Here is a 12,475-nt window from a genome sequence, read left to right as displayed (position 1 = left end):
CCACGTTTTTACTGTAAAGCAAAAAAGAAGCTTGCCCATGCCCAACGTGTCTTGTCTCGCAGGCAGCGCCGGGCTAAAAAAGGAGGACGCAATTTGCGGCTAGCAAAAAACTATCAAAAGCAGCGCTTGGTAGTAGCTAAACTGCACGACAAGATCAGAAGACAGCGTAATGACTTCTTGCAAGTACTCTCAACTGCACTAATCAAAAACCACGATTTGGTAGTTGCCGAGGAACTAAGAAGCAGAAATCTGTTAAAGAATCATGCCTTGTCTCAAGCCATTTCTGATGTTGGCTGGCGTAGTTTCCTGAACATGCTGGCTTATAAGGCAGATCTATATGGCAAAGAATTTCTAACAATTGATCCTAAGTACACCACCCAAAGATGCCATCAATGTGGCAGTATTATGGGGCAAAACGGTTATAAGAAATTAACCCTTAAGGATCGGGAATGGACTTGCCCAATCTGTCGAACGCACCATATTCGTGATTGGAATGCGGCCGTGAACATCTTAGAAAAAGGATTAGGCAAGTGGCAGAATCCTAAAATAAAAAAAGCAGCCTAAGCTAGGCTGTAGTCCGTTAGCAACTCGCGGACTCAAAAGGCTTTGGTAATTAGACGACCTCTATCGGCAATAGTCAAAAGATTACTGCTGGTAAGTCAAGTCCGTATCTAAGCAAGTTAGTGTTCTGGTTAGCGTAAGCTAACGAGCCACTAAGCCCTAGACTTCAGTCTAGGGTAGTTGACTTGTTCTAGGCATCATTAGTTTAATTGTTGGCTTTGTAACAAAAGCAGCAAGAACCGTCAGTTTACGGGATGTTGCTATCGCAATAGAAGTTGCTGCAGTTTGCTTGCTTTATTTAACGCATAATTCAAGTTTAAGTTTCATGAACTTAGTAGTGCCGGAATTGGTAGCGATTGTCGGGCTGGTTTGGTTCATTGTTTCTAGAAGACAAATGAATTAGATTTACGTAAATTCAAAATCAAAATAGAAATCTTCAATAAAGAACCTCCTCTTTTATTTATCAGAGAAGGTTTTTCGTATATAATGGGTCTGTATATGATTTTTATTCAGAAGAGGTAGCTATGAACAAGGAAGAACTCCATAAATTATTGCACCCAATGAAGGTGATCGGGTTAGGTGGTAACCCAGCATTAAACGAAAAAATTGCTGCAATTTTGCGTCAACCATTAATTGAAACTGCAGTTCATCACTTCAGCGATGGTGAAATCCAAGTTAATATTGGTGAAAGTGTCAGAGGTTGTGACGTCTTTGTAATTCAATCAATTCAAGATCCAGTTAACGAAAACTTTATGGAACTTGAAATTATCTTGGACGCATTGCACCGTGCATCAGCTCATACCATTAACGTGGTAGTTCCATACTTAGCATATTCACGTTCAGATACTAAGACTCGTTCACGTGAACCAATCACAGCTAAGCTTGTTGCTAACTTGCTTCAATTAACTGGTATGGATCGTTTAATTACAGTTGATTTGCATGCTTCACAAATTCAAGGTTTCTACAGTGTTCCAGTAGATCACTTGCACGCTATTCCACTTCTTGGTCAATACTTCTTAGATAATGGTATTGCTACTAAGGAAGATGATGATATCGTAGTTGTTTCACCTGATCACTCAGGTGCCAAGCTTGCACGTAACTTTGGTCAATATTTCAACGCTCCAATCGCTATTGTTGATCAACGTGGTGCTCGTTATGATACTGAAGTGCACGATATTATTGGGGATGTTAAAGACAAGAAGTGTATCATCGTCGATGATTTAATTGATACTGGTTCTCGTATTTCATCATCAACTAAGTCAGTTATGGCGGCAGGTGCTAAGAAGGTTTATGTTGCTGCAACTCACGCACTTCTTTCTAAGAATGCAACTGAAGTACTTAACGAATTGCCAATTGAACAAATCGTTGTAACTGATACTATTAAGCATAATCGTTACCCAGACAGAATGGTTCGTATTTCTGTAGATCAACTTCTTGCTCGTGGTATTGATTACGTTTATAACGATCGTTCAATTCACCAAATTTTTGATGAACAAAATCGTTTAAAGTAAAAAAATTAAATAATTGATATATAATAATCCTCAACTGTATGAGGATTATTTTTTATTTAAGTTTAAGTCATAAAACTATTTACAAATAGCAATGATTGGTATAATTGATTTGTGTTGTATAGATAGAAAGAGAAAGATAGGGGAATAACCATGGCACGACGGAAAAATATGAAAAGACGGAGAGTTATTCTTGGCAATACTTTTCATTTAATCAGAGAAAATGGAATGGATAATGTTTCTTTGCAAATGATTGCAGAAAAATCAGGCATTTCAAAGTCCCTGCTGCAGTCATATTATCCTCATAAAGCCAAGTTAACTAATGACATTATTCGTAATCTTTTTAATACTTTAGGACAACAAGTAAATAATTACGATATGGCTAATAGTAATGCACCATATGCAAGAACTAAGGCTTTTATTTATACTATTGCAATTTTAGGGATGCATGATGAAGGTCTTGATCGAATTATTTCAGAAGCCTTTGTCAGCAATGCAACCCTGGATAACTGGGGCGTAATGCTTAATGATTGGATCAATATCAATCATTTATTTGACGACGTTGATGTTGATGAAGACGAGCTTGAAACGGGGATTGCATTTGTAACTAGTGGTATCGGACGGCTTTACCATGATCGTAAGAAGCACCACTTATCAGCAGAGGCTCTTGCAGACTATGCTACGAGTGCATTAATGTTTAGTTTCTTGCATTGTTCTTCTCGTGAAATTGATCAAGCTCTAAAAGAGGGACATGAAATCATCGAATCAGCTGATATGGAAGTTGTTCACCGTGCAATTGATACGATGTTTGATGAAGGTAAAGAAATTTTCAGCTAAAGGGGAATCGTGATGGTTGAAGGCAGAAGAGCCAATTTGCGACGAATGGGGCAAGAACAAGCTGGCCAGTATAAACGCATGATGGCTTTTGTGATCTTTTTGGCTGCGGCTTTAACATTGATAACGGCAACTTTTCTGAATCCTATTTTTATGAAAAAACAAATCAGGACTAGTTACAATCAAGCCGTTATTGTACGCCAAGTTAATAAAAATTTTGATGTTTTGGCAGATGTAATTAATGCTCGCGACGAAGATGACGCAAATCTACTTGCACAGGCACAAACCCAGCCAATTGCCGACCATATAATTGATTATACGTTAGGCATTCACTGGTTTAAGGTTAATAATTTAAGTCTTGCTCAACAGATTTTAACGGATATTAATCAAGGAATTGATAAAGGCTCTTCAAGTGGAGCACAAGTGATCAATAATAAACTAAAAAAACAAGGTGCTAATGCTCCTTATGCAATTGTTAAGGCATTTAACTTAAATATTGTGACACTTGGTGCCAATATTGCTAGTTTATTATTAATCGTTAATGTAATCATTGTGATTGTGACTATTATTACTCTGATTTCATTAATTAATGACATGAAATCTAAGGCTTCAACGCGAGTGCTGATTCATAATGCAACTGCTGCGGGAATGTGGGCCGGATTTTGGCTAATTCTGATATCAGGGTTACTAGCGCTAGTTCCTGTAATTTTTGATGTAGATAACATTGAATTTGGTTCAATTCTTGAAATTGGCAGTAGTGTTTTCTTGGAATATGTCATTGTCGGTGCAATTATTTATGTTATTTGTGCCATTCCTTGGCAAGCTACTTCAACTAAATAAGTTTAGAAACCGTAATCATGTAACTATGATTACGGTTTTTCTTGCATAATAACGAAGTATCTGTATATAATTAAAAAATAATTAACAAATTTTAGGTATATTTAACGAAGGAATAGGCGAATTTTATGAAAAAGGCAAAGATTATTAATTTGTTTTTTGCTTTCATTACAATAATTTCGACTCTTTTTTTGTTTAATCAACCAGTTGCTGCCGCGGATAAAAAGGTAGCAAGCGACTCTGTAATGAAAAAGATTAAGCAGTCGAAAGAATTAGTAGTGGGCACCTCTGCGGATTACCCGCCACTTGAATTTACTACTAGTGTAAATGGCAATACCAAGTATGTAGGGGTAGATATTGAACTAGCTAAGGATATTGCCAAGGATCTGCACGCTAAGCTTGTAATTAAAAATATGAGCTTTGATTCTCTATTAGTAGCGCTTGAAACAGGCAAGGTTGACATGGTTATTTCTGCTATGACGCCAAATCCTGAAAGAAAAAAGAGTGTAGACTTCTCACAGATTTATTACAAGCCAAGTGGTGAGTATTTTTTAATTAATAAGCGCGATCAAGCTAAGTATAAGAAGATTAAAGACTTTGCTGGTCAAACTGTTGGTGCTCAAACTGGGAGTATTCAATATCAATTGATTCAGTCTCAAATGAAGAAGTCTAAAGCCAAGGGTTTAGGCAAGATCAATAACTTAGTTTTGGCTTTGAAGTCTGGCAAAATGTCAGGCGTGGTAATGGAAGAATTAACTGCTAAAGCATATGCTAAAAATGACAATAGCTTGATGGCTGTTAGAAGCGATTTACGTGAAGAACAAGCTGGGAACGCGGTAGCTATTGCTAAGGGACAATCCGGCTTAGTGAAGGCAGTTAATAAGACAATTAAGCGCGTTGAAAAAGATGATTTGATCAACAAAAAGTATTTGCCTGAAGCTGCAAAATACATGAAGACGGCACAAAAGACTAATACAATGGCAAAATATGCTCCATACTTTGTTAAGGGGATCGAATACACCATTATTATCACTGTCTTCTCCGTTTTAATTGGTATCGTATTGGGGATGCTTTTAGCCCTAATGCGTTTATCACAAAACAAGCTTTTGCACTGGATTGCGGTTTGCTACATTGAATTTATTCGTGGTACGCCGCAGATGGTTCAGATTCTGTTCGTTTACTTTGGTGTTGGTGCTCTTATTTCAAACTTATCTGCCTTAGTTGCTGGTATTATTGCGATTGGACTTAACTCAGGAGCCTATGTTGCTGAAGATATTAGATCAGGTATTGCTTCAGTTGCTAAGGGTCAAACTGAGGCAGCTAGATCTCTTGGTTTAAGTCAAGCCAAGGCATACCGTTATGTAATTATCCCGCAAGCATTGAAAAATATTTGGCCAGCTTTAGGTAATGAATTTATCACTTTACTTAAGGACAGTTCATTAGTTTCCGTAATTGGGGTAACAGAATTAATGTACCAAACTGAACTTATTCAAACCTCAACTTACCGTGGTGTGTTGCCATTATTCATTGCGATGATTATTTACTTCATCATGACCTTTACTTTGACTAGACTGCTTAACTATTTCGAAAGACGGATGAAACACAATGACTAAAATGATTGATATTCAACATTTAAAAAAGACCTTTGGTGAAAATGAAGTATTAAAAGATATTTCAGCAACCGTAAATAAAGGGCAGGTAATTTGTATTATCGGCCCATCTGGTTCTGGTAAAAGTACTTTTTTACGCTGTTTAAATGTATTGGAACATCCTACAGCTGGGAAGATTGTTTTTGATGGTACGGATTTAGCTAGTTTAAAAGATGGCAAAGAATTAGATCAATTACGAGAAAAAATGGGCATGGTTTTCCAAAACTTCAATCTTTTCCCTAATATGAATGTAATTGAAAATGTAAAGCTTGCGCCAATGAAAGTTAAAGGTATCAGTGAAAAAGAAGCTGAACAAAAAGGCTTAGAGCTTTTAGAAAAAGTAGGATTGGCTGACCGTGCGCAGCAATTTCCTGCTAGTTTATCTGGTGGTCAACAGCAACGTGTAGCGATCGCTAGAGCTTTAGCGATGGATCCTGAAGTGATGCTATTTGATGAACCTACTAGTGCACTTGATCCTGAAATGGTTGGGGAAGTTTTAAAGACAATGCAAGATTTAGCTAATTCAGGGATGACAATGGTAATTGTGACCCATGAAATGGGCTTTGCTCGTGAAGTCGCTGATGAAATCTGGTTTATGGCGGATGGTTACTTGCAAGAAAAAGGAACTCCTGAAGAGGTCTTCGGTCATCCTACTAGTGATCGTGCTAAAGATTTCTTATCCAAAGTTTTATAAACTAAAAAATCCAAGCAAACGCTTGGATTTTTTTATTTCATTCTGTGATGATGAGATTTTTGAATGCGTACTGTCTTATAAAAAAATTTTGATGCCATCCGTCTATAGCTAAAGTATTAAGTAAATTGTTGGATTGATTTGGCAGAATTGCAGCCCTAGGCATAATAACAGCACGCAGAATTTTATTTTGCTTTAGTAAAGGTGACTGCACTTCCGTTTTATTACTTAAAGAAGTGGTGGATTGGTGAGCTACAGGAGCCGTGGCGTAATTAGTAGTATCGTTAGTACCATCTTGCTTGAATAGCTTGAAGGTATATTTATAAACGCCCTTAATATCAACCTCATATTCATGTCCAGCTATAATTTGTGTACTTGCTGGTGAATAGGTGATGATTGTTTTAAAGTTGCCATAGCCGCTAGAACTATAATTTTTAACGTGAGTAGCGATAGTTGTGATACCAGTATCTAAATCTTTAATAGATATTTCTGGTTTGGAGTTCACAGTCTTGTCAGATAAATAAATTGACCAAACAGTTTTATTCCCTTTAGCCAGTTCTACTGGAAATAATCGCATGCTAGGGTAGGCAACTACAGGCTGACTAGCAGCTCGAAACATATCGTTAGTGTTGAGCACCTTTTGGACCGAATAACGATAGCCGTTTTTGCCGTATGCTGCTCCGATTCCAGTAGTGGTTAACCGGGTTGAAAGAAGCCAAGCACGGTGGCCTGTATCTGATCCAGTTAAGTTATAGTGGTCAGTCACTAAATCTGTGATAACGTCACCGGCAGATTGATGTGAAACGTTGAAATTCAGATTTGATGTTTCAGAAGTATCTTTAGCTAATTTCCACATTCCCTTTGAAATATAGCTAGGTCTTTTCTCACTAGGGAGACCATGTTGATTAACAAAAGGATTAGCATTGATAGCAGCCATTACTGCCGCAGTTTTTTGAGCATTATTGTTAAAAGTAGTGGTTGCAGTTACATTTGGTAAGCCAAATAGGGAACGATAATAATTAATGTAATCGACTTGTGTTTGAATATATTTTGAATTTAAAGCTCCTGCATTAAATTTCTTCTTTAAATGTGGCTTTTTAGCGTAAATATTTTTAATATTATAGCGAGTTTTATTGAGATTGCCGTATTCTTTTTGAAAATTGTGCACTTCATTAATCTCTTGAGTAGTAAAAGTTGCACCTTTTGCAGTCTGTCCAATAAATGGCACACATAAAATCACTGCAATTGTAGTGATCGAGATTTTCCGTAGAAGCATATTTTTAACTCCCTTCTAGGATCTTGTAGTCTATTTAACTAATTATAAACTATTGTGAAAAGGCTTTAGTGAAAAATATTCTATAATTTTAAGTTTTTCTGGTATTCTTTGCGTATAATAAAGGTTTGGTAACATTTAAAAGAGGTATAAAACAATGACTAAAAAAACACAAGTTGGATTAATTTTTGGTGGTAACTCATCAGAATATGAAGTATCAATTGTTTCAGGTCGTAACATTTATAAAGCAATCGATAAAGAAAAATTTGATGTACACCCAATTTGGATTACTAATGAAGGCTACTTTGCAAACGAAGAAGAAAGTTTCAAAGTTTTGGAAGATCCTTCATATCAAGTAAAGAACCCACACAAGGTTCATAATATTTCTAATTTAATTGAATTAGAAAACTTACCAGAAATCGATGTCTTTTTCCCTATTGTTCACGGTAACTTAGGCGAAGACGGTGTTTTACAAGGTTTATTCCGTTTGATGAATAAGCCATTTGTTGGTGATGATGTCTTAGCTGCTGCTGTAACTATGGACAAGGAATTTACCAAAATTTTAGCTCAAAGGGTTGGCGTTCCTGTTGCTGACTGGATCGCAATTAAACGCTTTGAATACGATGACAAAAATAATGATAAACTTGATTATGAAAAGGTTGCTGAAAAACTTGGTCGTGACATGTTTGTTAAGCCATCTAACCAAGGTTCATCAGTTGGTGTTAGCCATGTAACTAACGCTGATGAATATGCAGCAGCATTAAAAGAAGCATTTAAATACGATGATAAGGTATTAGTTGAAGAAACTGTTCCTGGTACTGAAGTAGAAACTGCCGTTCTCGGTAACGACAAGCCAATTGTAGCAGGTGTAGGACAAATCACCAATGCAAAAGGCTCATTCTACAGCTATAAGAACAAATACGATGACAATTCAACTTCTAAGTTACAAATCCCTGCAGATTTGCCACAAGAAATTATTGACACTGTAAGAAGAAATGCTCGTAAGGTTTATGAAGTTACTGAATGTAGTGGTATGGCTAGAATTGACTCTATGCTTACTCCAGGTGGTAAAGTAGTATTGACTGAAGTTAATGCCCTTCCAGGTTTTACTAATATCAGTATGTATCCTAAGTTGTTTGAAGAAGCAGGAGTTCCTTACACTGAATTAATTACGCGTTTAATTGAAGTAGGAATGGAACGCTTTGACCATAAGAAGACTTTGCTTCACAAGCACGATTAATACCGAATTTTATAGAGGTAGATTTTAATGACGACTAATAAGCATGATTTTGAAGAACTCGCTGCACCTAAGGCAGCTGCAAAAGAATTAGGAATAAGTGTAGCCACACTGAGAAAATATTCTTTAATTGTGGAAAAAGTAACGGGCAATTCAAACTATTTTGCTCGGACCAAGCAGAAAGCACGTCTATATCATCAAAAGGATATTGACGATCTGAAGGCTTTCCATCACTTGTCCAAGAATAGTGGCTTGACTTTGCAAGAGGCGGCTCGTCAAATTTATGCTGTTAGTGAAAAAGGTGAAGAGCCTAAAGTCAAAGAACCTGTTCGCTATACTTCTAACGATGTGATGGATACACAGCAGGTAGTTAAGCTTTTGAATACTTTGCAAAAGACTATTTCAAATCAAAATGAGGCGATTAGTTCTTTGCAAAAGCAATTAAATGTCATTCAAAAACAAAATGAAGATTTAATTGAAGCGCAAAAGCAACTTGCTGCACCAAAAGATAATAGCGATAAAATTGCCGCTTTACCTGATATTTCTGGTGTTGTTGATGATGACGATGAAAAACCAAAAGATGCTGCAGAAAAACGCGAAGAAGTAAAGGAAGACATGCAGAAGAGTCAAGAAGAAATGCATGACGAAATTATTTCTAAAGCAAAGGAAAATGCTAAAAAACGTGCAACTGCAAATGTTCATCGTACCTTAGAAGATATGCAACTTCCAGAAACTAAGGAACATTGGTGGCAAAAAATCTTTAAGTTTTAAAAAAGAATTAAACAAAAAAGTAAAGAATTTAAAGGTAGCCTAACATCGGGCTGCCTTTTGTTTTACAGTAATAACTATGAAAAAGAAATAGGGAGTTGTTACTTTGAATTTTAAATGGAAAAAGCGTTATACAGCTGCAGTGATTGCTGCAATTGTTGGCGCTATTCTGACAGTATTAACTTATTTTGCAACTGATATTTATCAAAAGGATGAGGTTGCGGTTATTACAGATAGTCAGATTAAAGATACTTTGATTGAAAAAAATGAGGATGTTTATAAGAATCAGGATCAAACTAGACAACAGATTCTACATTTAAAAGTATTATCTGGTAAGCATAAAGGAGAAAAATATACCACTAAAAATGTATATTATCCTTCTCAATTAACGACACAGCAGTATCGTGCTGGTCAGCGTATTTTTGTCAATATTAAAAAGGGAGACCCTGCCATTGTTAATCCAAAGCGAGATTGGGTATTAGTGATGGTAGTTACAATTACAGTGGCATTAATGATCGCTGTATCAGGGATGCACTCAATTGCATTAGTAATTTCTATGGCAATTAGCTGGGCACTGTTCTATTTAGTCATTATTTGGGATGTTCATCTAAATGGGGCACACATTATCTTGCTATTTGGTTTAGCTGATATTGTTTTGTCATTCTTTAGTTTATTGATTGTTCAAGGATTTAATAAAAAAATGCTAGCAACTTGGTTAGCAACTATTTTAGGAATTTTTGTTTCTTTTGCTCTATGCTATGTAATTATGCATGTGACTGGGGAATCAGAAATGAAATATGAAACGGGAGATTATGCAACGCAAGATCCTCGTGGGTTGTTCTTAGCTCAGACTTTGATCGGAATTTTAGGTGCCGTCATGGATGAGGCAACCGACATTATTTCTAGTTTGTATGAATTGATCCAAACTAAAAAAGATATCACTATTCGGCAATTAGTACACAGTGGTCGAACCATGGGACAGGAAATCATGGGGCCATTGATCAATGTCTTGGTTTTGATCTTCATCGCTGGCGCTTTGCCTGAGACGATTTTGTACTTAAGGGATAACAATACCTTAGCTTCTACTTTTGGCTTTACGCTGTCACTAGGAGCCACACAGAGTGTTATTTCTGCGATCGGGATCGTGCTGACGGTTATCTTTGCGACGGGATGCAGTTTATTCTTCTTGAAGGATCGAGATTGGAAGAGTTTGTTTAAAAAAGAAGGTGAGAATAAATGAGTACGTTAATGGCATTAATTGTTGTTTTAGCTATTTTGATGACAATTGTTGGCGGAGAAACGGGAATCCGGAGTTTCTTTAGTGTTTTAATCAATACCATATTGCTGATTTTGGTAGCAATGCTGATTTCTTGGGGAATTAATATTGCAATTTTAACTTTGATTTTTATTCCGTTAAAACTTGTTACGATCATTTTCTTAGGTACGCATGATTATACAGTTGCCAAAAACTCATTTTATTCTGCTTTTATTGTGTGTTTGGTTATTAGTCTATTTATTTGGGGATGCCAATATTTTGCTCAAGCTGCGGGTCTTGGCCCAGAAGCAGGGGAATTATTAGTTGGTTTATCACAAATGCCAGGATTAGATTATCCAATGATTGCTGTTACAGTTGCAGTTTTCTCAACTTTGGGTGCAATTGCGGAAGCAGCAGTAGCGATGAGTTCAGGTTTACTTGAAATTAAAAAGCATAATCCAAATATCAGCGAAGAAGAATTAATGAGTAGCGGTACAGCCATTGGTACTGACGTGCTAGGTACTGCAATGAACACAATTTTATTTGGGATGTTCGGTAGCTTTTTAGCTCTGTTTTTATGGTATTTCCGTTTGCACTATACGATTGGTGAAGTCCTTAATGAAAAACTTTTTGTTAATGAAGCCTTAATTATCATGTATTCTTTAATAGGGGTTATTTTAACAGTGCCTCTGTCATCATTTATGTTGTCTAGAGGGATGAGTAAGAAGGAACTAAAAAATGAAAGTAGAAAATCTAATCATAACTAATTTTAATAAGCGTGAATTTAAGATCCATACTTATGTGCTGGATCAAAATCCAGAATTAGTGGAACAAAAGCGCCCTTTAGCAATTGTGGTTCCAGGTGGGAGTTTTAATCATTTATCTAAAAGAGAAGGCGAACCAGTAGCACTCGCTTTTAATAATCAAGGCTTTAATAGCGTGGTTATGGAATATAACTTAGTACAAGATCCAGGTAAAATTTATCCAGATGCTGGTCTTGATGTACTTACTACGGTTAAATATTTTAGAGAGCACGCAGATGAGTATCATTTGGATCCCAAACGTATTTTAACGATTGGATTTTCTGCGGGTGGTCATGTGGTCAGTTCAGCTAATAACATGGCTTTAAGCAGTGATTATCAAAGTAAATATGGTTTTAACAAAGATGATGTATTGCCTAATAAGACGATTCTAGGTTATCCATTGATCGATATTAAGAAAATTGGTTTTCCAATCCCAGATGATCAAAAAGATAAGATGCCAGTAGAACCGGAATTATTAGATAGTGCATTAGGTGTTACACGTGAAACACCAGATACATTTATTTTCCAAGCTTGGGATGATCCAGTTGTTTTGATTGGCAATTCCATTGAATACATTGATGCTTTGAATAAGAATAATGTCAAAACTGAAGCACACTTATTCAATCATGGCTATCATGGCTTTTCTTTAGCACGTCATAACGTCCAAACTAAGGGCCGTGAATGGCAGGAAAATCCACATGCGGCTCATTGGTTTAACTTAGCGATGGAGTGGCTGAGAAGCGAATGGGGCGAGTAGAAAAGCATTAAGTCATCGGCTTTGTGGTAAAATTGGTACTTAACAAATGAAATTAAAGCTGGTGAAACTATGCATGATATTTATCACGTTATTTTGAAGAATCGTAAAATCGATCGCTTGATCATGCCATTTGAAGCGCTGTATTGCGTATGGCTGATCATTACTTTGATCTTGAATTTTAAGTTATTTGCTTATTCAATTGATGCGCAATTTGTGTTAATTACGTTGTTTTACTTTAGTGGTTGGATATCATCATTGGTTAAAAAGCATAAAATGAAGCAATAAAAAAAGAGTTCTCATAT

The 12,475-nt window shown here is 36.4% G+C and carries 13 protein-coding genes; 12 read left to right on the top strand and 1 reads right to left on the bottom strand.

The window, feature by feature from the left end; all coding sequences use genetic code 11:
• The 6 genes from B5E95_RS07160 to B5E95_RS07130 form a co-directional block, all read left to right on the top strand.
• Positions 1-564: RNA-guided endonuclease TnpB family protein (locus B5E95_RS07160; RefSeq protein WP_143437565.1), on the top strand; the 564-nt coding region annotated here is incomplete at its 5' end.
• Between the two features lie 521 nt (positions 565-1,085).
• The gene (locus B5E95_RS07150) at positions 1,086-2,072 is read left to right on the top strand and encodes a ribose-phosphate diphosphokinase (protein ID WP_056945545.1); all 987 of its coding nucleotides are present in this window, start codon (positions 1,086-1,088) and stop codon (positions 2,070-2,072) included.
• A 150-nt stretch (positions 2,073-2,222) separates the two neighbouring features.
• Entirely contained in the window at positions 2,223-2,906 is a 684-nt protein-coding gene (locus tag B5E95_RS07145; protein ID WP_025005597.1) for a TetR/AcrR family transcriptional regulator, read from the top strand.
• A gap of 12 nt (positions 2,907-2,918) precedes the next feature.
• On the top strand, positions 2,919-3,743 hold the full coding sequence (locus B5E95_RS07140; protein ID WP_025005596.1) for a hypothetical protein: 825 nt from the start codon (positions 2,919-2,921) through the stop codon (positions 3,741-3,743).
• A 125-nt stretch (positions 3,744-3,868) separates the two neighbouring features.
• Positions 3,869-5,353 carry an ABC transporter substrate-binding protein/permease gene (locus B5E95_RS07135; protein WP_087236037.1) on the top strand — a complete coding sequence of 495 codons (1,485 nt, stop codon included), beginning with the start codon at positions 3,869-3,871 and terminating at the stop codon, positions 5,351-5,353.
• Positions 5,346-6,083 carry an amino acid ABC transporter ATP-binding protein gene (locus B5E95_RS07130; RefSeq protein ID WP_087236035.1) on the top strand — a complete coding sequence of 246 codons (738 nt, stop codon included), beginning with the start codon at positions 5,346-5,348 and terminating at the stop codon, positions 6,081-6,083. Before B5E95_RS07135 ends, B5E95_RS07130 begins: the two co-directional genes overlap by 8 nt.
• Before the next feature lie 37 nt (positions 6,084-6,120).
• Here B5E95_RS07130 and B5E95_RS07125 read toward each other — a convergent pair whose 3' ends face one another.
• Complete coding sequence (locus tag B5E95_RS07125) at positions 6,121-7,356, bottom strand: CAP domain-containing protein (protein WP_143437046.1); 1,236 nt, start codon at positions 7,354-7,356, stop codon at positions 6,121-6,123.
• A 154-nt stretch (positions 7,357-7,510) separates the two neighbouring features.
• Between B5E95_RS07125 and B5E95_RS07120 the strand changes: the two genes are divergently transcribed.
• The 6 genes from B5E95_RS07120 to B5E95_RS07095 all read left to right on the top strand — a co-directional run bounded on the left by B5E95_RS07120 (position 7,511) and on the right by B5E95_RS07095 (position 12,458).
• Positions 7,511-8,593, top strand: coding sequence for a D-alanine--D-alanine ligase family protein (locus tag B5E95_RS07120; RefSeq protein ID WP_025005593.1), 1,083 nt, complete (start codon positions 7,511-7,513; stop codon positions 8,591-8,593).
• 27 nt (positions 8,594-8,620) lie between these two features.
• Positions 8,621-9,361 carry a MerR family transcriptional regulator gene (locus B5E95_RS07115; RefSeq protein WP_087236033.1) on the top strand — a complete coding sequence of 247 codons (741 nt, stop codon included), beginning with the start codon at positions 8,621-8,623 and terminating at the stop codon, positions 9,359-9,361.
• 103 nt (positions 9,362-9,464) lie between these two features.
• Positions 9,465-10,598 (top strand): YibE/F family protein, encoded by a 1,134-nt coding sequence (locus B5E95_RS07110; protein WP_087236031.1) that lies wholly within the window; start codon positions 9,465-9,467, stop codon positions 10,596-10,598.
• On the top strand, positions 10,595-11,380 hold the full coding sequence (locus tag B5E95_RS07105; RefSeq protein WP_087236029.1) for a YibE/F family protein: 786 nt from the start codon (positions 10,595-10,597) through the stop codon (positions 11,378-11,380). The genes B5E95_RS07110 and B5E95_RS07105 overlap by 4 nt, the downstream gene beginning before the upstream one ends.
• Positions 11,352-12,173, top strand: coding sequence for an alpha/beta hydrolase (locus tag B5E95_RS07100; protein WP_087236027.1), 822 nt, complete (start codon positions 11,352-11,354; stop codon positions 12,171-12,173). Before B5E95_RS07105 ends, B5E95_RS07100 begins: the two co-directional genes overlap by 29 nt.
• Positions 12,174-12,242: 69 nt before the next feature.
• Positions 12,243-12,458 (top strand): hypothetical protein, encoded by a 216-nt coding sequence (locus B5E95_RS07095; protein WP_014918111.1) that lies wholly within the window; start codon positions 12,243-12,245, stop codon positions 12,456-12,458.
• Positions 12,459-12,475: the final 17 nt, after the last annotated feature.

Source organism: Lactobacillus gallinarum (assembly GCF_002160635.1).
Classification (GTDB): domain Bacteria; phylum Bacillota; class Bacilli; order Lactobacillales; family Lactobacillaceae; genus Lactobacillus; species Lactobacillus gallinarum.
This window is presented reverse-complemented; position numbering and strand designations above follow the sequence as displayed.

Coding starts and splice junctions, on each gene's coding strand:
- B5E95_RS07150 (WP_056945545.1), top strand. CDS start 1,086: ATGAACAAGGAAGAACTCCATAAATTATTGCACCCAATGAAGGTGATC.
- B5E95_RS07145 (WP_025005597.1), top strand. CDS start 2,223: ATGGCACGACGGAAAAATATGAAAAGACGGAGAGTTATTCTTGGCAAT.
- B5E95_RS07140 (WP_025005596.1), top strand. CDS start 2,919: ATGGTTGAAGGCAGAAGAGCCAATTTGCGACGAATGGGGCAAGAACAA.
- B5E95_RS07135 (WP_087236037.1), top strand. CDS start 3,869: ATGAAAAAGGCAAAGATTATTAATTTGTTTTTTGCTTTCATTACAATA.
- B5E95_RS07130 (WP_087236035.1), top strand. CDS start 5,346: ATGACTAAAATGATTGATATTCAACATTTAAAAAAGACCTTTGGTGAA.
- B5E95_RS07125 (WP_143437046.1), bottom strand. CDS start 7,356: ATGCTTCTACGGAAAATCTCGATCACTACAATTGCAGTGATTTTATGT.
- B5E95_RS07120 (WP_025005593.1), top strand. CDS start 7,511: ATGACTAAAAAAACACAAGTTGGATTAATTTTTGGTGGTAACTCATCA.
- B5E95_RS07115 (WP_087236033.1), top strand. CDS start 8,621: ATGACGACTAATAAGCATGATTTTGAAGAACTCGCTGCACCTAAGGCA.
- B5E95_RS07105 (WP_087236029.1), top strand. CDS start 10,595: ATGAGTACGTTAATGGCATTAATTGTTGTTTTAGCTATTTTGATGACA.
- B5E95_RS07100 (WP_087236027.1), top strand. CDS start 11,352: ATGAAAGTAGAAAATCTAATCATAACTAATTTTAATAAGCGTGAATTT.
- B5E95_RS07095 (WP_014918111.1), top strand. CDS start 12,243: ATGCATGATATTTATCACGTTATTTTGAAGAATCGTAAAATCGATCGC.